The organism is Burkholderia sp. YHN3-13 (genome assembly GCF_055810675.1).
The window spans coordinates 1-22,840 of record NZ_JBVVNQ010000003.1; the positions used below are offsets into that span (position 1 = coordinate 1).

At 69.3% G+C, this 22,840-nt stretch carries 22 protein-coding genes and 2 pseudogenes; 17 read left to right on the top strand and 7 right to left on the bottom strand.

Features of this window, described 5'->3' with window-relative positions; genetic code table 11:
* On the top strand, positions 1-710 hold a 710-nt coding region (locus tag AC0KUR_RS08285; RefSeq protein WP_473375679.1), incomplete at its 5' end, for an aminotransferase-like domain-containing protein.
* Between the two features lie 34 nt (positions 711-744).
* Here AC0KUR_RS08285 and AC0KUR_RS08290 read toward each other — a convergent pair.
* The gene (locus AC0KUR_RS08290; RefSeq protein WP_473375680.1) at positions 745-1,905 is read right to left on the bottom strand and encodes an NAD-dependent formate dehydrogenase; all 1,161 of its coding nucleotides are present in this window, start codon (positions 1,903-1,905) and stop codon (positions 745-747) included.
* 234 nt (positions 1,906-2,139) lie between these two features.
* On the opposite strand from AC0KUR_RS08290, the gene AC0KUR_RS08295 reads away from it, so the two are divergent.
* Positions 2,140-3,672: an FAD-dependent oxidoreductase gene (locus tag AC0KUR_RS08295; RefSeq protein WP_200087127.1), complete on the top strand. Its 1,533-nt coding sequence runs from the start codon at positions 2,140-2,142 to the stop codon at positions 3,670-3,672.
* A 41-nt stretch (positions 3,673-3,713) separates the two neighbouring features.
* The gene (locus tag AC0KUR_RS08300; RefSeq protein WP_049034788.1) at positions 3,714-4,091 is read left to right on the top strand and encodes a DUF5594 family protein; all 378 of its coding nucleotides are present in this window, start codon (positions 3,714-3,716) and stop codon (positions 4,089-4,091) included.
* Between the two features lie 49 nt (positions 4,092-4,140).
* Here AC0KUR_RS08300 and AC0KUR_RS08305 read toward each other — a convergent pair whose 3' ends face one another.
* Positions 4,141-4,359 carry a DUF6566 family protein gene (locus AC0KUR_RS08305; protein WP_034189953.1) on the bottom strand — a complete coding sequence of 73 codons (219 nt, stop codon included), beginning with the start codon at positions 4,357-4,359 and terminating at the stop codon, positions 4,141-4,143.
* A gap of 122 nt (positions 4,360-4,481) precedes the next feature.
* Between AC0KUR_RS08305 and AC0KUR_RS08310 the strand changes: the two genes are divergently transcribed.
* Together AC0KUR_RS08310 and AC0KUR_RS08315 are read left to right on the top strand one after the other, a co-directional pair.
* The gene (locus tag AC0KUR_RS08310) at positions 4,482-5,120 is read left to right on the top strand and encodes a MarC family protein (RefSeq protein WP_473375681.1); all 639 of its coding nucleotides are present in this window, start codon (positions 4,482-4,484) and stop codon (positions 5,118-5,120) included.
* 45 nt (positions 5,121-5,165) lie between these two features.
* Positions 5,166-5,630, top strand: coding sequence for a hypothetical protein (locus tag AC0KUR_RS08315; protein ID WP_473375682.1), 465 nt, complete (start codon positions 5,166-5,168; stop codon positions 5,628-5,630).
* A gap of 94 nt (positions 5,631-5,724) precedes the next feature.
* Here AC0KUR_RS08315 and AC0KUR_RS08320 read toward each other — a convergent pair.
* Positions 5,725-7,296: pseudogene (locus AC0KUR_RS08320) on the bottom strand (PAS domain-containing hybrid sensor histidine kinase/response regulator); the annotation flags it as partial.
* 271 nt (positions 7,297-7,567) lie between these two features.
* Here AC0KUR_RS08320 and AC0KUR_RS08325 point away from each other — a divergent pair.
* Positions 7,568-7,951, top strand: coding sequence for a chemotaxis protein (locus AC0KUR_RS08325; RefSeq protein WP_473375898.1), 384 nt, complete (start codon positions 7,568-7,570; stop codon positions 7,949-7,951).
* 90 nt (positions 7,952-8,041) lie between these two features.
* Positions 8,042-8,761, top strand: a complete 720-nt coding sequence (locus tag AC0KUR_RS08330; protein ID WP_473375899.1) for a BON domain-containing protein — start codon at positions 8,042-8,044, stop codon at positions 8,759-8,761.
* Positions 8,762-8,954: 193 nt separating this feature from the next.
* On the opposite strand, the gene AC0KUR_RS08335 is transcribed toward AC0KUR_RS08330, so the two are convergent.
* A complete protein-coding gene (locus tag AC0KUR_RS08335) occupies positions 8,955-9,983 on the bottom strand; it encodes a sigma-54 interaction domain-containing protein (protein WP_473375683.1) in 1,029 nt (342 codons plus the stop codon).
* A gap of 350 nt (positions 9,984-10,333) precedes the next feature.
* On the opposite strand from AC0KUR_RS08335, the gene AC0KUR_RS08340 reads away from it, so the two are divergent.
* Together AC0KUR_RS08340 and AC0KUR_RS08345 are read left to right on the top strand one after the other, a co-directional pair.
* Positions 10,334-11,701, top strand: coding sequence for a sigma-54-dependent transcriptional regulator (locus tag AC0KUR_RS08340; protein ID WP_034189967.1), 1,368 nt, complete (start codon positions 10,334-10,336; stop codon positions 11,699-11,701).
* Positions 11,702-11,942: 241 nt separating this feature from the next.
* Positions 11,943-14,255 carry a hybrid sensor histidine kinase/response regulator gene (locus AC0KUR_RS08345; RefSeq protein WP_473375684.1) on the top strand — a complete coding sequence of 771 codons (2,313 nt, stop codon included), beginning with the start codon at positions 11,943-11,945 and terminating at the stop codon, positions 14,253-14,255.
* Positions 14,256-14,373: 118 nt separating this feature from the next.
* Here AC0KUR_RS08345 and AC0KUR_RS08350 read toward each other — a convergent pair.
* Positions 14,374-14,947, bottom strand: a pseudogene (locus AC0KUR_RS08350) (glycosyltransferase); the annotation flags it as partial.
* A 282-nt stretch (positions 14,948-15,229) separates the two neighbouring features.
* Between AC0KUR_RS08350 and AC0KUR_RS08355 the strand changes: the two are divergent.
* The 7 genes from AC0KUR_RS08355 (at position 15,230) to AC0KUR_RS08385 (ending at position 19,937) form a co-directional block, all read left to right on the top strand.
* The gene (locus AC0KUR_RS08355; protein ID WP_473375685.1) at positions 15,230-15,622 is read left to right on the top strand and encodes a BON domain-containing protein; all 393 of its coding nucleotides are present in this window, start codon (positions 15,230-15,232) and stop codon (positions 15,620-15,622) included.
* 27 nt (positions 15,623-15,649) lie between these two features.
* Positions 15,650-16,678 carry an SDR family oxidoreductase gene (locus AC0KUR_RS08360; protein ID WP_473375686.1) on the top strand — a complete coding sequence of 343 codons (1,029 nt, stop codon included), beginning with the start codon at positions 15,650-15,652 and terminating at the stop codon, positions 16,676-16,678.
* Positions 16,679-16,705: 27 nt separating this feature from the next.
* A complete protein-coding gene (locus AC0KUR_RS08365) occupies positions 16,706-17,005 on the top strand; it encodes a DUF2795 domain-containing protein (RefSeq protein ID WP_049035074.1) in 300 nt (99 codons plus the stop codon).
* Positions 17,006-17,071: 66 nt separating this feature from the next.
* Positions 17,072-17,638, top strand: a complete 567-nt coding sequence (locus AC0KUR_RS08370; RefSeq protein ID WP_473375687.1) for a hypothetical protein — start codon at positions 17,072-17,074, stop codon at positions 17,636-17,638.
* A 127-nt stretch (positions 17,639-17,765) separates the two neighbouring features.
* A complete protein-coding gene (locus AC0KUR_RS08375) occupies positions 17,766-18,623 on the top strand; it encodes an SDR family oxidoreductase (protein WP_226253167.1) in 858 nt (285 codons plus the stop codon).
* A gap of 41 nt (positions 18,624-18,664) precedes the next feature.
* On the top strand, positions 18,665-19,270 hold the full coding sequence (locus AC0KUR_RS08380; RefSeq protein WP_124669544.1) for a DUF4142 domain-containing protein: 606 nt from the start codon (positions 18,665-18,667) through the stop codon (positions 19,268-19,270).
* 58 nt (positions 19,271-19,328) lie between these two features.
* Positions 19,329-19,937 (top strand): DUF892 family protein, encoded by a 609-nt coding sequence (locus AC0KUR_RS08385; RefSeq protein ID WP_034189977.1) that lies wholly within the window; start codon positions 19,329-19,331, stop codon positions 19,935-19,937.
* Between the two features lie 67 nt (positions 19,938-20,004).
* Here AC0KUR_RS08385 and AC0KUR_RS08390 read toward each other — a convergent pair whose 3' ends face one another.
* Positions 20,005-21,315 carry an NRAMP family divalent metal transporter gene (locus tag AC0KUR_RS08390; RefSeq protein ID WP_473375688.1) on the bottom strand — a complete coding sequence of 437 codons (1,311 nt, stop codon included), beginning with the start codon at positions 21,313-21,315 and terminating at the stop codon, positions 20,005-20,007.
* A complete protein-coding gene (locus AC0KUR_RS08395) occupies positions 21,312-21,977 on the bottom strand; it encodes a UdgX family uracil-DNA binding protein (protein ID WP_473375689.1) in 666 nt (221 codons plus the stop codon). Before AC0KUR_RS08395 ends, AC0KUR_RS08390 begins: the two co-directional genes overlap by 4 nt.
* Before the next feature lie 233 nt (positions 21,978-22,210).
* Between AC0KUR_RS08395 and AC0KUR_RS08400 the strand changes: the two genes are divergently transcribed.
* Positions 22,211-22,699, top strand: coding sequence for a response regulator (locus tag AC0KUR_RS08400; RefSeq protein WP_473375690.1), 489 nt, complete (start codon positions 22,211-22,213; stop codon positions 22,697-22,699).
* Positions 22,700-22,840: the final 141 nt, after the last annotated feature.

Consider the following 22,840-nt stretch of genomic DNA (forward strand, 5'->3'; position numbering starts at 1 on the left):
TCGCGAAGTCGCAGCCGATCGCGGCGTGCATGGTGATGCCGAACTTCCAGAACCCGCTCGGGTTCCAGATGCCCGACGAGCGCAAGCGCGAACTGGTTGAGTTTGCAACGAAAGCCGACCTGCCGATCATCGAGAACGGCGTGTACAACGAACTGTACTTCGGCAACATGCATCCCAGCACGCTGAAATCGTTCGACCGCCATGACATCGTGCTGCATTGCTCGTCGTTCTCGAAGAGCCTGACGGCCGCGTACCGGATCGGCTGGGCGCTGCCGGGCCGCTATCGGGAACAGGTCGAGAAGCTGAAGTTCCTGAACACGCTCGCGACGCCGTCGCTGCCGCAACTGGCGATCGCGGAGTTTCTCGAACGCGACGGCTACGAGCACCACCTGCGGCGGATTCGCAAGGCGTATGCGCAGCAGGCGAACCTGATGCGGGCGATGGTGTCGCGGTTCTTTCCGGAGGGCACGCGCATCTCGAGCCCGGCGGGCGGTTACGTGCTGTGGATCGAGCTGCCCGCGCAGGTCGATGCGATGCGGCTGTACCAGCTCGCGCTGGAGCAGGGGATCACGATCGGCCCCGGCTACATGTTCTCGATCGCGGACAGCTACCGGAACTTCATCCGCCTGAACTACAGCAGCCCGTGGTCGCCGGAGATCGAACAGGCGGTCGTGACCGTCGGCAAGCTCGCCGCGCACTGTCTCGACTGACCGTACCGCCGTGCGTTGCGCGCCGCGCCCGGCGTCATGTCAGGCGGTACGACTGCGCGCCCGTGCCCGCGAGCGTGCCGCCGTCGACGATCAGGTATTCATTGCGGATCGGCTTGCCGTCGAACCAGCATTGCAGGATTTCCAGCGTGCCGGCCGCATAACGCGCCTGCGCGGACAGCGACGTGCCCGAGATATGCGGCGTCATCCCGTTGAAGGGCATCGCGCGCCACGGATGGTCGGCCGGCGCCGGCTGCGGAAACCACACGTCGCCGCCGTAGCCGGCGAGATGCCCGGACGTGACGGCATTCACAACCGCGTCGCGGTCGACCAGCTTCGCGCGCGCGGTGTTGATCAGGTACGCGCCGCGTTTCATCCGCGCGATCATCGCCGCGTCGAACAGGTGCTCGGTCGACGGGTACAGCGGGATCTGCAGGTTGACGATGTCGACGGCGCTCGCCAGCGACGCGGGATCGGCGTGATACGTGAGCGCGAGTTCCTGTTCGATCGACGGGTCGAGCCGGTGGCGCTGCGTGTAGTGCAACTGCAGGCCGAACGGCTTCAGCCTGCGCAGTACCGCAAGCCCGATGCGCCCGGCGCCGACCGTGCCGAACTGCATCCCCTCGACGTCGTAGCTGCGCGACACGCAATCGGCGATGTTCCAGCCGCCTTGCTGCACGACTGCGTGCGACGGCAGGTAGTTGCGCACCAGCGCGAGCGTCGTCATCACCACGTGTTCGGCCACGCTGATGCTGTTCGAGCCGGTGACTTCGGCGACGGTGATGTGCGCGCGCGCCGCGGCGTCCAGGTCGACATGATCGGAGCCGATCCCGGCCGTCAGCGCCAGCTTCAGCTTCGGCGCGCGGGCGATCCGGTCGGCCGTCAGGTACGCGGGCCAGAACGGCTGCGAAATCACCACGTCGGCTTCGGGGAGCCGGCGCTCGAATTCGGAATCGGGGCCGTCCTTGTCGCTCGTGACGATCAGCGTGTGACCGTGCGCTTCCATGTAATCGCGCAACCCGAGCGCGCCCGATACCGAACCGACGAGTTCGCCGGGCCGGAAGCCGAGCGGGCCGGCCGGCGTTGGCGCGGTCTGGCCGTCCGCGTACCGCGTCACGACCGGAATCGTGTCGCGCACGTAGCGCGGCGGATAGCCGTCGACGGGATCGGGGTAGAGCACGCACAGAACGGTGGCCATCGGGAGCGCTCCTGATGAGGAAAGAGAGGCGGCACGCGGATTGCGCAGGTGGCGCGACGCGTGTGCGGCGTGGCGGATGTGTTGCGCCGCAACGTGGGTGACGTTCTACGCCCGTCATGGATCGCGCACAAGCTACAGTCCGCGTTTGCGTGCGCTGCGAGGTCGTCTGTACCTGTTATTTTCAGGAGGGATGTCGATAATGGGATCGTTACCTGACTTTCCGGGAGCCACGTCATGAGCGCAAGCGACGATTCGTCTTCGCGCCCCGATCTCGCGGCAGGCATCGCGCTCGACGATATCGCCGACGGCGCGATGATCGAGGGCCATGTCGGCGATGCGGCGGTGCTGCTCGTGCGCCGTGCCGACGAACTGTATGCCGTGGGGGCGCAATGCCCGCACTACGGCGCCCCGCTGGCCGACGGCCTGCTGGTGGGCGACACGATCCGCTGCCCGTGGCATCACGCGGCGTTCTGCCTGCGCACGGGCGAGCTGCAGCGCGCACCGGCGCTCGACGGGCTGCCGTGCTGGCGCGTCGAACGCCGCGATGGCCGCGCCGTCGTGCTCGATGCACGGCCGGCACCGGTGCCGCCTGCGCCGGAAGCGGCCGGGCTGCCGGCGTCGGTCGTGATCGTCGGCGGCGGCGCCGCCGCGATCGCGGCGGCCGTGACGCTGCGGCAGGAAGGCTATCCGCATCCCGTCACGCTGTTGAGCGCCGATCGCGATCCGCCGTACGACCGGCCGAATCTGTCGAAGGATTACCTCGCGGGCACGGCCGATGCCGACTGGCTGCCGCTGCGCGCGCCGTCGTTCTATACCGACCGGCGCATCGACGTGCGGTGCGGCACGCGCGTCGCGCGGATCGATCCCGCGCGGCACGCGGTCGAGCTGGCCGACGGCAGCCGCGTCGAATACGGTGCGCTGCTGCTCGCGACGGGCGCCGAGCCGAACCGGCTGACGGTGCCGGGCGCCGACCTGCCGCACGTGTGCGTGCTGCGCTCGCGTGCCGATTGCGACGCGCTGATCGGCAGGCTGAAAACGGCGCGCCGCTGCGTGGTGGTCGGCGCGAGCTTCATCGGTCTCGAGGCGGCCGCCGCGTTGCGCACGCGCGGGCTCGACGTGCAGGTCGTCGCGCCCGATGCGCGTCCGATGGCGCGTGTGCTCGGCGACGCGCTCGGCGATACGATCAAGGCGCTGCACGAATCGCACGGCGTCGTGTTCCATCTCGGCGCGACACCCGCGCGGATCACGCAGGACAGCGTGACGCTGTCGACCGGCGACGTGCTGCCGGCCGATGTCGTCGTGGTCGGCATCGGCGTGCATCCGAACGTGGCGCTGGCGCAGGACGCCGGGCTCGCCGTCGAACGCGGCGTGACGGTCGACCGGTTCCTTCGGACGAGCGCGCCGGGCATCTACGCGGCCGGCGATATCGCGCGCTGGCCCGATCCGCTGACCGGCGAGCGGATTCGCGTCGAGCACTGGGTCGTGGCCGAGCGGCAGGGGATCGTCGCCGCGCGCAACATGCTCGGCCAGCAACGGCCGTTCGACGCGGTGCCGTTCTTCTGGAGCCAGCATTACGACCTGACGATTCGCTATGTCGGGCATGCGGAGCAATGGGACCGCGTCGAGATCGACGGCGACCTCGGCGCGCACGACTGCTCGATCGCGTACTGGCGCGGCAACACGCGGCTCGCGGTCGTGACGGTCGGCCGCGATCTCGACAGCCTGAAGGCGGAAGCGGCATTCGAGCAGCAGATTGCAGCCGCGTGACGGCGGCGTGACGACACGAACCAACCTGGAGTGGAGAAGAGATGAATTCCGATGTCCGTGCCCGTTTCGAAACCGAGTTCGCGCCGCGCATCGCCGCGCGCTTGCGCGGCCTGTACCCGCCCGGCGACGTGAAGGTCGACGTCGTGCCGCATGACGGGCAGGGCAGCCCGACCTGCATCGACGTCGTCGGCCTCACGTCGACGGTGGGGCTGCCGAACCGGCTGAATGCGCGGCTCGCGTGGCGCGACGATGCGATCGCCGGTCTGCTCGCCGAGCCCGACCACGGCCGCTTCGACCGTTATCTCGCGGCGCTGCCGGTCACGATCGAGCGCTGGCAGATGGAACTGCCGGTCGATTTCAGCTCACGGACCCAGCGCGATCGCGAGATCCTGATCGGCGACCTCGATTTCGATGCGTGACCCGCGCGGTGCGATGCCGGCCGACGACGCGCCGGCGAACCGCGCGACGTTACCGGTCGCGCGTCTTGACGATCACGCGGCCCTGGTCGATGCCGCCGCGCAGCGCCTCGTCGCACGTGAGCCATTCGGGCGTGACGAGCTCGGGCGCGGGCAGGTCGACCGGCGCGCCGTCGCGGAAGATCCGCACCTGCGCGACCCACGCGCCGTTTGCGTTGCGCGTCGCTTCGACGCGTATCTCGTGATCCATGAAGGTATCGGTGGCTTGCATCGGTCGGGGCCCTCCGTCGTGCGTGAACGCGGTGCGTCGATCGTATCAGCATGGCGCGCGCCGCGCACTGGAAACCGGCCGGATTCCGCATTCGATTCGGCCTGCGAAACGGGAGCAAGCCTGTGGGCTTCGATCTGACCTTTTCCATCAAGGTGTTCGCGGCGCTGTTCGCGATCATGAACCCGATCGCGAACATTCCGGTGTTCCTGTCGCTGACCGAGGGCGCGGCGGACGGCGTGCGCCGCAAGGTCGCGCTGACGGCCGCGATCGGCGTGTCGATCGGCTGCATCGTGTCGGCCGTCGCGGGCGGCGCGATCCTGCACGTGTTCGGTCTGACGATCGACGATTTCCGCCTCGCGGGCGGGCTGCTGGTGCTGCTGATCGCGCTGTCGATGCTGCATGGTTCGCCGAGCCGCCAGCATGCGCCGGGCGACGACGAAGGCGCGGATCCGGCGGCGGCCGAGCGCGTCGCGATCTATCCGCTGACGATCCCGCTGCTGGTCGGCCCCGGCACGATCGCGACGATGATCGTGCTCGGGCACGGCGCGTTCACGACCGGACAAGAGCTTGCGTTCGCGCTCGGGCTGGCCGCGTTTCTCGTGCTGCTGGCCGTCTCGCTGCTGTCGGCGCCGCTGATCGGCCATTACCTGTCGCCGCGCGTGACGGCCGTCACGCAGCGGCTGATGGGGATGATCCTCGCGGCGATCGCGATGCAGATGATCGTCGCGAGCCTGAAGGCCGCGTTCGGGCTGCCGCATTGAGCGCGGGCTGCCGGCACGCGACCGTTTGATTGCATGGAGTTGTCGATGAACACGCTGATCGTGTTGTCCTATCCCGACCTCGAGGCCGCCCGTCGCGCGCTGGCGGAACTCGGCACGTTGCGCGACCGGCACGTCGTCGCGCTGTCGGGCGTCGTGATCGTCGAATGTACGACCGACGGACAGTTGCGCGCGCATTCGGTCGATCCCGGCCGCGTGTCGTCCGGATCGCTGCTCGACAGCGTGGTAGGACACATCGAATCGTCGCTCGACGCGTGGCGCGAGCGGCCGGTGGACGACGCGCTGACCGATCGCGTCGCGCGCAAGGCGCGCCCCGGCGCCGTCTCGCTCGGGCTCGCCGCGACGCAGCTCGACATCTATGCGCTGAGTGCGGCGCTGGCGCCATTCGGCGGCGAAGTGACCGACACGACGCTGTCGATCGACGACGAACTGAAACTCGTCGAAGCGATCTCGAACGCGCGCGACGGCGGCCGCGGCGCGGCGACGGACTGAAGGTGAAGCCGACGCCGACGCCGACGCCATGAAGACGCGAAGAACCGAAACCGGGAGCACGGCGCTGGACGATCGGTGCGACGACGGCACGGCCGCGGGCGACGCGCTGCAGCAGCGCGTCGAGCACGGCCATCTCGACCGGCTTCACGAGATGGTCGTCGAAGCCCGCGCGTTCGGTTCGCGCGAGATCCGACGCACGCGCATGGCCGGACAGCGCGACACAGGTCGTGTCGCGCAACGCGTCGATCGCGCGCAGTTCGTACAGCAGCGTGAAGCCGTCGATGTCGGGCATCGTCAGGTCGAGGATCATCAGATGCGGGACGTAGTCGCGGGCGAGCGCCAGCGCTTCGTCCGCCCGGTAGGCGACGCGCGGCGCGTGTCCCTTCATCTGCAGGAGCACGGCGAGCGTGTCGGCGGAATCGCGGTTGTCGTCGACGACGACGATGCGCAGCGGCGTGGTGACCGGCTGCGCGGGTGCGGCCGGCTCGGGCTCGCCGACGCGTTCCGTGCGCCCCATCCGGTCGATCGGCAAGCGCACGGTGAACGTCGCGCCGCGGCCGGGCCCGGCGCTCTCGGCCGAAATGCGCCCGCCATGCAGCTCGACGAACGTCCGGCAGATCGCGAGACCCAGCCCGAAACCGTCGGACGGCCGGCGCCCCGGCGCGCCTTCCTGCTCGAACAGGTCGAAGATCGTTTCAAGCGCGCCCTGCGCGATGCCGACACCGTGATCGGTGACGCGGATCGCGACCACCGGCCCTTCCGTGCGGGCACCGACGTCGATTCGTCCGCCGGGCGGCGAGAACTTCGACGCGTTGTCGAGCAGGTTGTGCAGCACCTGGACGAGCCGTGCATCGTCGCCGTGCAGCACCACGGCATCGGACGGCAGGTCGACGTGGATGTGTTGCCCGCGCGCGGCCAGTTTCGGCTGGATGCTCTCGACACCGCGACACACGATATCGCGCACGGTGACGGGGCGATCGTCAAGCTCGACCTTGCCGGCCGTGATACGTCCGACGTCGAGCAGATCGTCGACGAGCCGCGTCAGTTGTCCGACCTGACGATCCACGGCGTCGCGGCACTGTGCCAGCGTGGGCGCCGGATCGGGCAGGTTCTGCAATATGCCGACCGAATGGCGCAGCGGCGCGAGATGGTTGCGCAGTTCGTGCGCGAGCATCGCGATGAACACGCTGAGCCGGTGTGTCGACGCTTCGAGTTCCTCGAGCCGCTTGCGCTCGGTCATGTCGCGCGTGATCTTGATGAAGCCGCACAGCTGGTTTCCGTGATCGTGCACGGGGGTGATCGTCACGCTCGCCCAGAACTGCGAGCCGTCCTTGCGCACGCGCCAGCCCTCGTCTTCGAAGCGACCCTGCGTGGCCGCCTCGTCGAGCGCGTGCGACGGCCGGCCCGCCGCGATCGCGTCGGGAGGATAGAAGCGCGAGAAGTGCTGGCCGACGATCTCGGCGGCGCGATAGCCCTTGATGCGCTCGGCACCCGCGTTCCAGGTCGCGACGTTGCCGTACGGATCGAGCATGAACACCGCGTAATCGGTGATCGATCCGACGACCGTCTGGAAACGGAACTCGGCGAAGCGATGCAGCAGGTCGCGCGCGTCGGGCAAGCCGGGCGGCGAGGGGTGCGGGCGAGGATCGGCGTCGTCTCTATTCATCGTTGCGGCGGGTCGAAGGCGGGCAGGCAGACGCTGCCAGGCCGTCGCCGGATGGACCGGTGGCGGCTACAAGAATCGGATTGGCACCCCGGAAAGCATAAGGGAACTCGATTCGCATGATCAATGGGCACGCATCGGCTGTGCCATCCGTCGTGCCGGCCGCCGAAACCGGGGTCGGCGGCGCGACGCGGCATGCCGGTTGCACGACCCTCAGGTCCGCCTGTCGGGCGGCGGCCGGGTGGCCGCACGCGACGGCGAGCCACGCACGGAGATCGACACGAACAGCACGCTGAACCCCGACAACGAACCGGCCGGCCCGGACGACGACAACACCACCCGCGGCCGCGACGGCCGCGCGCTGGGGCCGAGCGACTCGTCCGACTGCGGCAGCGACACGGCCGGCGCGCGGCGCCATCCGTTCGATATCGATTCGCCGCTCGACGATCACGCGCTCGAACGCGGCGATGCGTCGTTCGACAGCGATACGGACCGCGCGGGTACCGGCGAGCGCGCGTCGGCCGACGGCGATTCGACGCTCGACGAAAGCGCCGACATCGAACCCGACCGCACCGAGCGCCTGGGCGGGCCCGGCCGCATAGGGGAGCCGGACGAGCCCGACGAACCGGACGAACCGGACGACGGCGGCGCAACGTGACGCCCGGTACGCAAAAACTGCAATCGTGTTGCAGATTCGCGCCGCCAGCGCAGATCGCGATCACGACACGCATCTGTCGCGAGCCGGCCACTGCGTCGGCACGCGGCTTGCGTTCGACCCGCTCGGCATGCGTCGCAACGCGGCATGGGGCCGTGCGCGGCGCAGGCACGATCAAGGAGAGACACGATGCAACGACGAGATCCCGGACGATACGGCGCGCGTGGCATCCCGGACGATCTGGCACGTTGGCCGGAGGACGACCCTGAATCGGCTGATCGCCGTTCAGCGGGCGAAGCCGAACGCCCGGCATTCCGCGGCCATCGCGCGATGGGCGTGTCCGGCGTCGAACGCGACCCTGGCGGTCCGCGCGGCAACCCGCGCTACGGCGACAGGGCGCCGGACCTGTCGCGTTGCGGCAATGAAGCCGAACGCGACGCGATGCGTCGCCGCCGCGGGCCGAAAGGTTATACACGCTCGGACGAGCGGATCCGCGAGGACGTGTGCGAACGGCTCGCGCATGCGCTCGACATCGACGTGAGCGACGTCACCGTGCTGGTGAATGACGGCTGTGTCCAACTGGACGGCACGGTGCCGGCGCGCTGGATGAAGCACGACATCGAGGATCTGGCCGACGGCTGCATGGGCGTGCGCGACGTCGAGAATCGCGTGCGCGTGCGTCGCGAAGGCGAGCACGATACCGGCATGGTGCTGCATCCCGACCAGCGTACCGTCACGCCGACGCTGCCGGCCGCGCGCGACCCCGAACCCGGCACCGTCGGCTCCGATCGCGAGCGCAAGCCGCACCATTGACCGGTCAGGCGCGACACGGCACGCTCTCGAACCCGTCCGCGCGCCGCGCGCGCATGACGACCGGAAGGGACGATTCGCGGTCCGCGCCGCATGGCGGTAATTCCATGCGCTGCAACCGGGCGACACGCCGTGCGCGCCGCTTGCGAACGCTTCGGCATCGAACGGTTCGCAGCGCGACATGACCGCATGACGCTTAAGGGTTCGCCGCGGGCGGCGGAGCGGGCGTGCCGGCGCCGTTTGGATTCGGCTGGGGGGCTCTGCTGGCCGCATTGCGCTCGTGTTCGGGCAGCAGCGCGAGGCGGTTGTACAGCGTCTTCAGGCTGATGCCGAGCGCCTTCGCGGTGCGCGGCTTGTCGCCGTTGAAGTGCCGCAGCGACGCGACGATGAAGCGCTGCTGCGTATGTGCGAGCGTCGTGCCGATATGCAGCGTCATCGCGTTGTGACGCACTTCCTCGCGCGGCGGCTGGCGGCGCGGCAACTGCAGCTCGATCTGCTCGTCGGCGAGGATGAACGCGCGCTCCAGCGCGTTGCGCAGTTCGCGCACGTTGCCGGGCCACGTATACGCGCGCAACGCCTTCATCGCCTGCGTGGACAGCCGCTTTCGCGTACGGTGCCGCGCATTCAGCCGCTCGACGATCTGCAGCGCGATATCGCCGACATCGTCCTCGCGCTGCCTGAGTGCGGGCACGTGCAGCGCGACCGGCGCGATCCGGTAGAACAGGTCCTCGCGCAGCCGCCCGGTGCGCAGCGCCTCGACCGGATCGTGATGGGTGGCAGCGACGATGCGCACGTCGAGCGGAACCGGCTCGTGGCCGCCCACGCGCACGATCGTGTTCGTCTCCAGCGTGCGCAGCAGCTTGACCTGCAGTTCGGCCGGCATTTCGGCGATCTCGTCGAGAAACAGCGTGCCGCCGCGTGCGGCTTCGAACATGCCCACGTGCTGCGAAATGGCGCCCGTGAAGCTGCCTTTTTCGTGGCCGAACAATTGCGATTCCGCGATGTCGTGCGGGATCGCGCCGCAGTTCACGGGGACGAAGGGCCCGCGCCGGCGCGGGCTCATGTCGTGAATGAGCCGCGCGACGATGTCCTTTCCGGCACCGCTTTCGCCGACGATCAATACGCTGATGCGCGTCGCCGCCACGCGCGATATCTTCAACAACAGATCCTGAATCGTACGCGAGCGACCGAACAGACGTGCACCCTCATCGACTGATTTCGACATGATGTGAGATCGAATTGGGAAAATATGACCGAATGCGTCGAAGCTGGATGAAAAAATGACGTGGCACACGTCGTTTTTCATGTACCGAGGATACATTTTGTGCCAATTTCGCGGCATTGAATCTGGCAATGCAGGTAGCGTCGACAGATAGATTTATTAGATGAACGACGAATGCGCAACCTCGTTCTTCTATACTGCCTGAGCACTTGTTTGTCAGTGCAGGACAGCTTGTCTGCCCGTTCGCGTGCGGCGGAAGCGTGCCGCCGCGGCCTGCGCGGCGGCGCGTTTTGCGCCGTACCTGTCGCGGTGCCGGCCGACGATCGCGCCGGGCCGCCTTCCAAGGAGCCTCGATGCCATATGTCCTGATCGTCGAAGACGATGCCGATACGCGAACGATGCTGGCCACGCTTGCGCGCACGCAGCAGCTTGCGTGCGATACGGCGGCTACGCTCGAAGAGGCGCGTACGCTGGTCTCGACGAATACGCCCGATCTCGTGCTGTGCGATCTCGTGCTGCCCGACGGCAACGGCATGGATCTGTTCGATGCGTTGCCCAAGCGCGCGCATTGCGAAATGGTGTTGACCACCGGCCACGCGAGCCTGGAAACCGCGATCGACGCATTGCGGCGCGGCGCGACCGACTATCTGGTGAAGCCGCTCAACATGCAGCGGCTGAACAGCATCTTTGCGCGCGTGCCGCGCACGACCGCGCTGCACGAGGAAATCGCGGAGCTGCGCTCGGAACTGAAGCGCCTCGGCCGCTTCGGCCGCATGCTCGGCAGTTCGCCCGCGATGCAGGCCGTCTATGACGCGATCGGCCGCGTGGCGCGCACCGAGGCGTCGGTCCTGCTCACGGGCGAATCGGGTACCGGCAAGGAGCTCGCCGCGCAGACCGTGCACGACCTGAGCCTGCGCCGCCGCGGTCCGTTCCTCGCGGTGAACTGCGGCGCGATCGCCGCGAACCTCGTCGAGAGCGAGATGTTCGGCCACGACCGCGGCAGCTTCACCGGCGCCGAGCGCCAGCACAAGGGCTTCTTCGAACGCGCGGACGGCGGCACGCTGTTTCTCGACGAGATCACCGAAATGCCGCTCGAGTCGCAGGTCAAGCTGTTGCGCGTGCTGGAAACGGGCCGCCTCACGCGACTCGGCTCGACGCGCGAGATCGACGTCGACGTGCGCATCGTTGCCGCGACGAACCGCGATCCGGAAGCCGCGATGGCGGACGGCAAACTGCGGCCCGACCTGTTTCACCGGATCAACGTGTTCCCGATTCCGCTGCCGTCGCTGCGCGAGCGCGGCGACGACATCCCGATGCTCGCGGATGCGTTCCTGCAGCGCTACAACGAGGAAAGCGGCCGCAACCTGCGTTTCGCGCCGGCCGCGCGCGAAGCGCTGAAGACCTACGAGTGGCCCGGCAACGTGCGTGAGCTGCGCAACTTCGTGCAGCGCGCGAGCATCTTCACCGATGGCGACGTGATCGACACGCTGCCGCCGCCGATCATGGACGAGCTGTCGAACATGGTCGATTCGCACGAGGATCGCGTGACGGTGCCGTTCGGCACGCCGCTCGAGGAAGTCGACCGCAAGCTGATCCTCGGCACGATCGCCCAGTGCGGCGGCGTGAAGGCGCAGGCGGCCGAGGTGCTCGACGTCAGCCTGAAAACGATCTACAACCGGCTCGCGCAACTGGAAGACGAAGCGGAGAAGCCGGATTCCTGATGTCGCAATCGCGCACATGCCCTCGTTTTCGCATCACGACGCGTATCGCGGTCGAGACGGCGGCGCACGCGGAAAGCGGTCGCGGCTCGGGGTGGCCGTCACGCGCACGTGACGTCACAAGCGAACCGCCAGTATGTTTCGGATTCCAGGAGATCGGCGCGCATATGAGTCTCGAACAGTGCGGCCGGCCAACACGCGCCGCGCCTGCTTGCCGCCGGTCTTCCCCCGAGGAGCGTGCCCGATGATCGACCTGGTCCGGCCGCCGGCCGGAAACTACGCAACGGCGGTGATGCTGGTCGCGATCGCGACCGTGCTGCAGGCGCTCGCGATCCGTTTCGGCGGCGTGAACCTGCCGTTCGTCCTGTACTACCCGCTGCTCGCCGGCGCCGCGTGGGCGACGTCGTTCCTGTTCGGCGTCGTGTCGACCGTCGTGAGCGGGTTGCTCGTGTGGACGCTGTTCCTGTCCGATCCGGCCGCCTATCCTGCGCCGCTGCCCGAGCGGCTCGTGCAGCTCGGTACCTTCATGCTCGTCGGTGCGCTGGTGTGTGCGATCGCGTCGATGTTGCGACACACGCGGGTCACGAACGATCGCGTGCGCCGGCGCGAGGCCGCCGCGCGCCGGCAGCTCGAAGCCGTGCTGCGCGCGCTGCCGCACGGCGTGGTCGCGACCGATACGAAAGGGCGGTTGACCTACATCAACGCGGCGGCGGCCGAACTTGCCGGCTGCCGGCCGGACGACGCGACGGGTCGGCCCGTGCGCGACGTGCTGCGGATCGTCGATCACGAGGGGCGTCGCGTGCAGACGACGCCCCTCGATCGCGCGCTCGGGGGGGCGGATGCCGTGTCCGACCGGCACTGGCTGCAGCCGGGCGGCGCAGGCGACCCGGTACCGATCGTCGAGGTGGCGTCGCCGCTCGGCGATGCGGACGGCAACGTCGACGGCGCGGTGCTGCTGCTGCGCGATGCCGGTGCGGACCGCGCGCGCGCCGACGCGTCGCGGTTGCAGCATGCGGTCGTCGACGCGTCGCCGGACGCGATCGTCGGCATCGACGCGAGCGGGCGCATTGCCAGCTGGAATCCGGCCGCGCAGCGGATCTTCGGTTATGACGAGGCGGACGCGCGCGGTCGCATGTTCGACACGCTGATCGCGATGCGCTGGCTGCGGCTCAATCCGCTGGCCGATTCGTTCGACGCGATGCGCGAACCGGTCGGGCCGCTCGAGCTGCTGTGCGTGCGGCGCGACGGCCGGCGTTTTCGCGCGACCGTGTCGGCGTGCCCGGTACGCGGCGACGCGCGCGAATGCGTCGCGCTGTCGCTGACGCTGCGCGAAACCGGCGCGCAGCGCCGTCGCGACCTCCGCGCGCAGCGCTCGCTGCAGGGCGCGCGCGATGCGCGCGACCAGGCGGCCATGTCGAACCGGCTGAAGGACGAACTGCTGGCGACGGTATCGCATGAACTGCGCACGCCGCTGAACGTGATCTACGGCTGGATCGAGGTGCTGCGCAATTCCGCCGACCACGCGCTGCAGCATCAGGCGGTCGACGCGATCGACCGCAGCGCGCGCTCGCTCACGCGGATGGTCGGCGACATTCTCGATGCGTCGTCGCTCGCGACCGGCAAGCTGCGGCTCGACACGACGCCGGTCGACCTCGTGCGGCTATTCTCCGATTCGGTCGGCACGTTCCAGACGGCCGCGTCGTCGGCCGGCATCGTGCTCGAATTCGATTGCGACGCCGCGTCGTGCATCGTGTCGGGCGATGCCGAGCGCCTGCGGCAGATGCTGTCGAACCTCATTTCGAATGCGCTGAAATTCACGCCAAGCGGCGGCAGCGTGACGGTCCGGCTCGCGCGCGACAACACGCGTGCGGTATTGACCGTGGTCGATACCGGGCAGGGCGTCACGCCGGAGTTCGTCCCGTACGTATTCGACATGTTCCGTCGCGCGGACGATTCGCCCGCGTCGTCGCGGCGCGGGCTTGGTCTCGGCCTGTCGATCGTGCGGCATATCGCCGAACTGCACGGCGGCCGCGTGACCGTCGCGAGCGCGGGCCGCAATCGCGGTACGACCTTCACGGTGACGCTGCCGGCCGGCTGGCAGCCGGCCGGCGCGATGGCGTGGGGCGTCGCGCCGGCGGGCAGCAGTCTCCGCACGCCGCTCGCGCTCGATGCGCAGCGTATCCTGATCGTCGACGACGATGCGACGACGCGCGCGAGCCTCACGGCCGCGCTGACCACCTTCGGCGCGGCCGTCGCGATCGCGTCGTCGGGCCGCGAAGCGCTCGCGGTGGTCGCCGACATGCGGCCGACCGTCGTGCTGTCCGATCTCGCGATGCCCGACGGCGACGGCTTCTGGCTGCTCGACGCGCTGCGGCGCGGGTCGGTGAACGGTAACGGCGGTCAACCCGACATGTGCGTGCTCGCCGTCACCGCGCATGCGGGGCTCGCCGACGAGCGCCGCGCGCTGGAAGCAGGGTTCGACGGCTATCTGTGCAAGCCGGTCGACGTGCGCGAACTGGCGCACAAGATCGCGAACGTGACGAAGCGGGACGGCTGACGCGCCGGCCGCGGAGGCGCGACGTCGCGTGTGCCGGCCGGTTCCGCGTATGAACCGGCGCGCGCAGGCGCCGGATGAAATACCGTGCCGTGCGCGCGGGTCCATTCGCCAGCGGCGCCGCATCCATGCGCGGCACCCGCCGGAATCCCTGAAGATCGAAACCGCGCGGCACGCATCTCGATGTGCGTCTTGTCGGCGCGATAGTGCGCGATCAGGTCGAGCGCGTTCTGCGGACATTCGGCAATCAGGTGGTCGGAGCGTCGAGCGAACGTGTGCTCGATCGCGAAGCGTGCGTCCGGGAATCCGTCGGCCGCGCCCTGGCGCAGGCGCCGCCCGCCGCCCAGCGCATGTGACGAACGGCATGCCGAGCCGCCACTTCACGCGCAGCGCGGCGTCACCCGACATGAAGAAGTTCGTGTGCATCGCGTCGACCCGGTCGGGCTCGCGCCGCACGCGCGCGATCATGGCGTCCATGCACGCAACCGTGTACGGCAACAGCGGTTCCTTCAGCACGTCGGCCGGCGGCCTCGGCCGCCCGTAGGTCCTGCGCACGCGCGTGCCGATCGGCACGACTTCCGGTAGGTGCGGATCGTCGCAACGGGTGTCGATGTCGACGTCGAGCCCGCGCTCGGCCAGTTGCTTCGCGACATAGATGTTCTGTCCGCCCACGTCGACACACCGATCACCCCCATCAGCGATGCAGGTTCACTGATCGACGTGATTCTTTGCGCGGCATTGCTCCCGGTATCGAGGCCGCGCAGACGGGCCAGCGTTGCCGCTCGTTCGGCAAACGGCATGCCCGGCGCGTTGCCGGAAAAGTCGCTTCCCGGTATGCCGAAAAAATTACAACGCGTTGGATGAAAGGACGTCCGATCGCGGTTTGCCGCGTGCACGTGTCGCCTGCGCGACGGCACGCGACTTGCGCGACGGATACGCATCCGCCGGCGAGGTCGGCCTGACGAAAGGAGGTCACGATGAAGTCATTCCCGCTGCAAGCCCGCTCTCCTCGAGACCGTCGTCGGCGCGCGATGCGTGCCGGCATGGCGGTCGCCATCGTCGCAGCCACGGGCTGCGCTGTGATCGCGCCGAACGCGAGCGCGGCAGGCGACGGCACCGCCGCCTCGTCGTCGCATTCGAGCACGGGCACGAAGATTCGCGACGCGACGATCACGACCAAGGCGAAAGCCGAACTCGTCGGCACGAGCGGCCTGTCGGCCGGCGACATCCACGTGAAGACGCGGCACGGCACGGTGACGCTCAACGGCAGCGTGCCGGACGAGCAGCAACGCACGCAGGCCGTGAGCGTCGTGAAGCAGGTCGACGGCGTGCAGGGCGTGCGCGATCAATTGACCATCCGGCCCAAGTAACGGGCGCCGCGCCCAGGGAGTCCAGTGATGAACTGCATGCTCAAACCGATCGGCGAACAGACGATCGTGATCACCGGCGCGACGAGCGGCATCGGCCTCGTCACCGCGCGCAAGGCGGCACGGCGCGGCGCGAAGCTCGTGCTGTTCGCGCGCAACGAGGACGCGTTGAACACGCTGTGCGAGGAAATCCGCCAGCACGGCGGCCTGGCGGTGCCGGTCGCCGGCGACGTCGGCAACGTCGAGGATCTGCAGCGCGCGGCCGCGCAAGCGGCCGACACCTACGGCGGCTTCGACACGTGGGTCAACAACGCGGGCGTGTCGATCTTCGGCACGGCGGCCGCGGTGCCGCTCGAGGACCAGCGGCGGCTGTTCGACACCAACTACTGGGGCGTCGTGCACGGCTCGCTCGTCGCGGCCGATCATTTCCGGCGCAAGCGCGATTTCCACGGCGGCGCGATCATCAACATGGGCAGCGAGGCATCCGACGCGCCGGTGCCGCTGCAGAGCGCGTACGTCGCATCGAAGCATGCGGTGAAGGGTTTCACCGATTCGCTGCGGCTCGAGATGGAGTCGGACCGTCTGCCGGTGTCGATCACGCTGATCAAGCCGGCCGCGATCGACACGATGTTCGTGATGCACGCGAAGAACTACATGAACGTCGAGGCGAAGCTGCCGCCGCCGATCTACGACCCCGATCTCGTCGCCGACGCGATCCTGTTCGCGGCCGCGCACCCGCGCCGCACGCTGTTCGTCGGCGGTGCCGCGAAATTCACGTCGGCGAGCGCGTATCACGCGCCGCGCCTGTTCGATCGCGTGGCGGCCACGCTGTTCTCGCGCGGCCAGCGCACGGTGCGGCCGGCACGGCCGCGCGACGACAACGCGCTGTACGAGTCGCGCCACGCGCTGCACGAGCGCGAAGGGATGGACGGCCCGGTGCTGCGCGGCTGCGCGTACAACGCGGTGGTGCAGCGGCCGAAGGTGGCCGGCGCGGTCGCGCTGGGCGCGGCGGCGCTCGTGTTCGCCGCGCTGGCGCGTTCGCGCCGGACATCCACGTGATTTCATTCATTTGCAAAGGAGTTCGACATGACATCCCGACAACACACGGGCCACGAATACAGCCATTCGCGCGCGCACGAAGGCGAGCGCGTGCAGCAGGACCACGACAAGGGCGGCCACCAGACTGGGCACGGCAAGGCGCCGAGCCCGGTCGACGTGCAGAAGGCGCTGAAGGGCATGGACTATCCCGCGAGCAAGGCGGAAGTCGTCCAGTGCGCGGAACGTTCGCACGCGGACGCCGGTGTGCTCGACATGCTGCGCCGGATTCCCGATCGCGAGTACGCGACGCCGGCATCGGTATCGAAGGAACTCGGGCGGCTGATGTAAGTGCCGCCGCGTCGCGCCGCGCGGGTTGCCGCGCGCGGCGCCTGACCCGTCACGAGGAGGACGAGCATGGCGATGATCGTCGCAGGCCGCTTCACGACGTTCGATGAAGCGGAAGGTGGGGCGCGCCACCTTTACGAGCGCGCGTTCGGCCCGGACGACGTATCGATCTTCTTTCTGAATCCGGGCGGCCAGCATGCGCGCTTTCCGATCGGCGGCGACGTGTATGCCGATACGGCGGCGAAGCCGGGCGGCCGCGGCGCGATGATCGGTGCGATGCGCGGGTTGCTGATCGGCGCCGTCGCGGGGCTGGTCGTCTACGCGGTCGGCGTGCGCTACTGGTTCGTGCCCGCGGCCGGCGCGCTGGCCGGCGCGTATCTCGGCGCGTTCGGCGGTGCGCTCGGCCGGATGCGCGGCGAGCCGGCCGAAGGCAAGGGCACGCTCGCGCGGAGCGAAACGGGCGTGATTCTCGCCGCACGCGTGACGCCCGACACGGCGAGCACGGCCGAAGACGTGCTGCGCGCGACCGGCGCGCATTCGATCGAGCGCGTCGAAGGCGACTGGCAGGACGGTGAATGGCGCGATTTCGACCCGGTGCGCCGGCCGGACGAACCCGCGTCGGGCGGCCCGCGCTGAGTACGCGCTTTCCTGCATGCGCTTGCAACGCCGACCGGGAAAACGCGGCAGCAGCGCCGTGCGCCTGCGGGTCGCGCGCGGCATGCCGCTTGCGCAACAGGAACGGCACCCGTTCAAGGAGGAACCGATGACTACCGCACAGACGCCCCCGCCCCAGCAGCAACGCCATCAACCGGGCACCGAGCGCGACATGCATCCGCAGCCGCGCGACGACGCGGCCGATTACATCGGCAGCGGCAAGCTGGCCGGTAAGGTCGCGCTCGTGACGGGCGGCGACAGCGGGATCGGCCGCGCGGTCGCGGTTGGTTTCGCGAAGGAAGGCGCGGATGTCGCGATCGTTTATCTGAAGGAGTCCGACGATGCGGCGCACACGAAGCGGCTGGTCGAGCAGGCCGGCCGGCGTTGCGAGGCGATCGCGTGCGACGTCGGCGAGCGCCGGCAGGCACGCGACGCGGTGGCGCGCACGGTCGAGCGGCTCGGCCGGCTCGACGTGCTCGTCAACAACGCGGGCGAGCAGCATCCGCAACCGGGCATCGAGGACGTGACCGAGGAACAGCTCGAACGCACCTTCCGCACGAACGTGTACGGCATGTTCTTCTGCACGCAGGCCGCGCTGCCGCATATGCAGCATGGCGGGCGGATCGTCAACACGGCGTCGGTGACGGCCTATCATGGCAGCCCGAGGCTGCCCGATTACTCGGCGACCAAGGGTGCGATCGTCGCGTTCACGCGTTCGCTGGCGATCGAGCTGGCCGAACGCGACATCCGCGTCAACGCAGTTGCGCCGGGGCCGATCTGGACGCCGCTGATCCCGTCAACCTTCACCGCCGACCAGGTCGCGAAGTTTGGCTCGAACGTGCCGCTCAAGCGGCCCGGGCAGCCGGACGAACTGATCGACTGCTACGTACTGCTCGCGTCGGACGGCGCGAGCTACATGACGGGGCAGACGCTGCACCCGAACGGCGGCTCGATCGTCGGTGGCTGACGGCCGCCGGCGGCTTCCACGCAAGCACTAGGAGAAAGCAGATGAGACATCCGGACTGGACGATCGCGATGCTCGCCGCAGGCGCGCTCGCCGTGTCGGGGCTCGCCCGCGCGCAGGCGCCGAGCGAGCCGCCCGCTTCGAATTCGCACGTGCCGGGCGGCGTGATCAATCCGTCGTCGGGCGCGGGCGATGCGCGGATCGCGAAGGCGCCGCAAGGCGGCGACGCGGAATTCATCGACAAGGCCGCGCTCGCCGGCAAGGCCGAGGTGCAGGCGAGCCAGCTCGCGCTGAAGCAGGCGCAGTCGCCGGACGTGCGCGCATTCGCGAAGCGGATGGTGAGCGATCACGGCAAGGCGAATGCACGGCTCACCGAGCTTGCCGCGCGCAAGGGCATGAAGCCGCAGGTCGAACAGATTTCGGACCCCGACGTCGAGGCGCTGCGCGGCAAGAACGGCCGAGACTTCGACGTCGCTTATGTCGCGGCGGTCGGCCCCGACGCGCACCGCAAGGCGGTCGCCTTGTTCGAAAGCGAGGCGCGCGACGGCAGGGATCCGCAGTTGCGCGAATTCGCGAGCGCCACGCTGCCGACGCTCCGGCATCACCTGAGCATGGCGCAGGCGCTCGAACGCAAGGTGGGCGCGCGATAACGCGTGCCCGTTCAACCCCGGGCCGCATGCGCGGCCCGTTTTTTCCGGAGAGAGAGTCATGGCCCATCGGCAACCGAAACACGAAGGCATCCGCGAATTACTCTGTCAGGCCTACGAAACCGAGCTTGGCGGCGCGAAGATCTACGAGGCCGCGCTGCAGTGCGCGACCGACGACGATCTGCACAAGGAGTGGGAGAAGTACCATCGCGAGACGTTGCATCACCAGGAGGTGCTGCGCAAGGTGTTCGAGACGTTCGGCATGGACCTCGACGCGCAGTCGCCCGGACGCAGCGCGGTCGCGGCCACCGGCCAGTCGCTGGTCCACGTGATCGAGCAGGCGCAGAAGCACGCCGATCCTGCCGTCGCGCAGGTCGTCGCGGCGGAATGCGTGGTGCTCGCCGAAACCAAGGACCACCTGAACTGGGAGCTGATCGGCTACGCGGCCGACCAGTTGTCGGGCGATGCGGCGAAGACGCTGAAGGACGCGCACGACGAGGTCGAGGCCGACGAGGATCACCACCTGTATCACACGCGCGGCTGGGCGCGCGAGATGTGGATCGAGTCGATGGGCTTCAAGGCCGTGCTGCCGCCGCCGGAGGAAGTGAAGAAGGTCGAATCGGCGGCCGAGGCGGCGCGCGCCGAACGCTCGCGCGGCAAGATGATGTGACGCGCGATGCGGAGCGGGCAGCCGTTCGCGCGGCTGCCCGGTTGCCGACGCAACCGTCTCGTGACGCTCAGGTGAGCAGGTCGACGATCATCGTGGCCACGGCCGCGGCCATCAACGCGACCGCGAGCCAGCCGAACGCTTGCGCTGCCGGACCGCTCCCGGGCTGCCCGGCAGCGTCGCGCTGCCTTGCGAGCAGCATCACGAGCACGAGCATCGGCACCGCCGCGACGCCGTTGAGCACGGCGCTCCAGTACAGCGCCCGGATCGGATCGATCGGGCCGACGCAGATCGCGATGCCGACGATCACACATAGCACCAGTACCGCGTAGAACGCGGGCGCGCGCCGCACGGGTTCGTTCAGCCCTTCGCGAAACCGCCAGGCTTCCGCGCAGCCGTACGCGGCGCTGCCGGCGAACGCCGGAATCGCGAGCAGCCCGCAGCCGACGATGCCGAACGCGAACACGACGAACGCGGCTTCGCCGGCGATCGGCCGCAGCGCCTCGGCCGCTTGCGCGGTGGTGCCGATATCGTGCCGGCCGTGCGCGAAGAACACGGCCGCACCGATCACCATGATGCAGAACGACACCGCATTGGTGACGATCATGCCCGTCCACGTGTCGAGCGTGACGCGCCGCTCGGTGCCGGCCTGCGTATCGGTCTGCGTGCCGGTCCCCTCGTCGCGCTGTTCGGCCGCGGTTTCCTCGACTTCGAGCGCGGCCTGCCACACGAACAGGTACGGGCTCAGCGTCGTGCCGAGCACGGCGACCGCGGTCGTCGCATACGCGTGCGTGAACGCGATCTGCGGCAGCACGAGCGCATGCAGCACGCCGCGCCAGTCGACATGAACGAAGCCGAGTTCGAGCACGTACGCGATCAGCCCGAGCGTCATCCATTTCAGCCAGAGCGCATAGCGTTCGTACGACAGCATCACCTGCAGCGCGAGCGAGGCGATTCCGTAGAGCGGCGCATACCAGTAGCCGCGGCCGCCGGCGACGAGCGCCGTCGCGTCACCCATCGCCGCGAGATCGGCGCCGACGTTCACGACGTTGACCACCGCGACCATCACGATCAGCGCCTTCGCGAGACGGTCGGAGAAGTGCGTGCGAATGCCGGCGACGAGGCCTTCGCGGTTGCGGCGTCCGACGAAGGCCGCCGCGAGCTGCACGGCGACCATCATCGGCAGCGTGACGACGATCATCCAAAGCATGTTGAAACCGAACTGGCTGCCGGCCTGCGCGTAGACCGCGATGTTGCTCGGATCGGCATCGGATGCGCCCGCGAGCAGTCCTGGGCCGAGCCGCTTGTACCAGGGTTTCGCCGTGGCGGCGGCGGGCGAGGTCACGGCCGCCGGCCCTGCGCCTGGGTCCGGCGCACTCATCCGGCGTTGCGGTGCGCGCCGCGCGTGCCGCCGCGGCGTGCGTCGCGCGCGAGGTCCGATGCGGTGCGCAGCGCGTCGACGAGCGTCCGGTATGCGTGCTCGCGCGAATCGGCGCCGCGCGTGCGCAGCACGTACGACGGATGATAGGTCGCGACGACGAGCTGCCCGCCGGCGGTACGCACCGGCGCGCGCGTGCGCTCGAGCGTCGCGTCGTGGTCCTGCAGCACCGCGCGCAGCGCCGTGGCGCCGAGCGCGACGACCACCCGCGGGCGCACCGCATCGAGTTCGCGTTCGAGCCAGTAGCGGCACGCGGCCACCTCCCGCTGCGCGGGCGTCTTGTGCAGCCGCCGCTTGCCGCGCGGTTCCCATTTGAAGTGCTTGACCGCGTTGGTCAGGTACACGTGCGTGCGTTCGATCCCGGCTTCGTCGAGCGCGCGGTCGAGCAGGCGGCCGGCCTCGCCGACGAACGGCAGGCCCGCGCGGTCTTCCTGGTCGCCCGGCTGCTCGCCGACCAGCATGATCGACGCGTCGCGCGGTCCCGCGCCGGGTACCGGCTGCGTCGCGTGTTCCCACAGCGCACAGCGGCGGCACGCGTCGAGCGTCGGCGGCGCGTCGTCTTCGGCGGACGACGGTGTTGAGCGGCCCGGCGGCTGGCGGGTCATGCGGCGCGCCCCGCGCGGGTCGACGCCGGATCGCGCCGCCATCGAGGGGAACGGTCTGGCGCTCGGCCCGTCGCCCGCGCAGCGGGGTGCAGACCGGACGGAGAAAGCCGCATCGCTCGCATCAAGGACTCCCGTGTCGACGATGCGAACGACGCAGCAACCGGCATGCCGCGTGCGGTCGTGACGGGTGCGCGGCTTGCGTGGCCGTCCGGTCCAACGACAGGAGAAACGCGATGCAACCCGATCCCGGCGACGATCCGGCCGCCGCCGACGTGCTGCTGTGGCGCGCGCCCGACAGCGTGCCGCGCCGCCCGCGCCGCGTGCTGGTCGTCGACGACTATCGCGACGCGGCCGACGCGTTGCGCCTGCTGCTCGAGACGCGCGGCTTCAAATGCCGCATCGCCGACGATCCGTTCGCCGTGTGCGACGTCGCACGCGACTGGCAACCGTTCGCGGTGCTGCTCGACATCGCGATGCCGGGCCTCGACGGGCTGCAGCTCGCGACGCGGCTGCGCGCCGATCCGCGCACGGCCGACATGCTGCTCGTCGCGTGCAGCGGGTTCGCGTCGCGACGCGATTGCGAGGAGGCGAAGGCCGCGGGTTTCGACGCGCATTGCGCGAAACCGCTGACGCCGCACCGGTTGCTGGGCTATCTGGAATCGGCGAGCGGCGCTGGCGGTGGCGCTGCGAGCCCCGACGAGGACGTTACACGGCGCTTGTAAAAAGGCGGTCGGATCGCCTGCCGCATGCAGCCGGACAGGGCGCCAGGCGGCGCTCGACGGGTTCGGCATCACATGGGTCGAGGACGTCGGCCGAGGCTGCCGCGCGTTCACGCGTGCGTCCGGCGCGGCCGCGGCCCGCAC

What these genes read in the sequence shown, in the direction of transcription:
- AC0KUR_RS08290 (WP_473375680.1), bottom strand. Translation starts at nt 1,905, where the DNA reads ATGGCCACCGTTCTGTGCGTGCTCTACCCCGATCCCGTCGACGGCTAT.
- AC0KUR_RS08295 (WP_200087127.1), top strand. Translation starts at nt 2,140, where the DNA reads ATGAGCGCAAGCGACGATTCGTCTTCGCGCCCCGATCTCGCGGCAGGC.
- AC0KUR_RS08300 (WP_049034788.1), top strand. Translation starts at nt 3,714, where the DNA reads ATGAATTCCGATGTCCGTGCCCGTTTCGAAACCGAGTTCGCGCCGCGC.
- AC0KUR_RS08305 (WP_034189953.1), bottom strand. Translation starts at nt 4,359, where the DNA reads ATGCAAGCCACCGATACCTTCATGGATCACGAGATACGCGTCGAAGCG.
- AC0KUR_RS08315 (WP_473375682.1), top strand. Translation starts at nt 5,166, where the DNA reads ATGAACACGCTGATCGTGTTGTCCTATCCCGACCTCGAGGCCGCCCGT.
- AC0KUR_RS08335 (WP_473375683.1), bottom strand. Translation starts at nt 9,983, where the DNA reads ATGTCGAAATCAGTCGATGAGGGTGCACGTCTGTTCGGTCGCTCGCGT.
- AC0KUR_RS08340 (WP_034189967.1), top strand. Translation starts at nt 10,334, where the DNA reads ATGCCATATGTCCTGATCGTCGAAGACGATGCCGATACGCGAACGATG.
- AC0KUR_RS08345 (WP_473375684.1), top strand. Translation starts at nt 11,943, where the DNA reads ATGATCGACCTGGTCCGGCCGCCGGCCGGAAACTACGCAACGGCGGTG.
- AC0KUR_RS08355 (WP_473375685.1), top strand. Translation starts at nt 15,230, where the DNA reads ATGAAGTCATTCCCGCTGCAAGCCCGCTCTCCTCGAGACCGTCGTCGG.
- AC0KUR_RS08360 (WP_473375686.1), top strand. Translation starts at nt 15,650, where the DNA reads ATGAACTGCATGCTCAAACCGATCGGCGAACAGACGATCGTGATCACC.
- AC0KUR_RS08365 (WP_049035074.1), top strand. Translation starts at nt 16,706, where the DNA reads ATGACATCCCGACAACACACGGGCCACGAATACAGCCATTCGCGCGCG.
- AC0KUR_RS08370 (WP_473375687.1), top strand. Translation starts at nt 17,072, where the DNA reads ATGGCGATGATCGTCGCAGGCCGCTTCACGACGTTCGATGAAGCGGAA.
- AC0KUR_RS08375 (WP_226253167.1), top strand. Translation starts at nt 17,766, where the DNA reads ATGACTACCGCACAGACGCCCCCGCCCCAGCAGCAACGCCATCAACCG.
- AC0KUR_RS08380 (WP_124669544.1), top strand. Translation starts at nt 18,665, where the DNA reads ATGAGACATCCGGACTGGACGATCGCGATGCTCGCCGCAGGCGCGCTC.
- AC0KUR_RS08385 (WP_034189977.1), top strand. Translation starts at nt 19,329, where the DNA reads ATGGCCCATCGGCAACCGAAACACGAAGGCATCCGCGAATTACTCTGT.
- AC0KUR_RS08390 (WP_473375688.1), bottom strand. Translation starts at nt 21,315, where the DNA reads ATGAGTGCGCCGGACCCAGGCGCAGGGCCGGCGGCCGTGACCTCGCCC.
- AC0KUR_RS08395 (WP_473375689.1), bottom strand. Translation starts at nt 21,977, where the DNA reads ATGACCCGCCAGCCGCCGGGCCGCTCAACACCGTCGTCCGCCGAAGAC.
- AC0KUR_RS08400 (WP_473375690.1), top strand. Translation starts at nt 22,211, where the DNA reads ATGCAACCCGATCCCGGCGACGATCCGGCCGCCGCCGACGTGCTGCTG.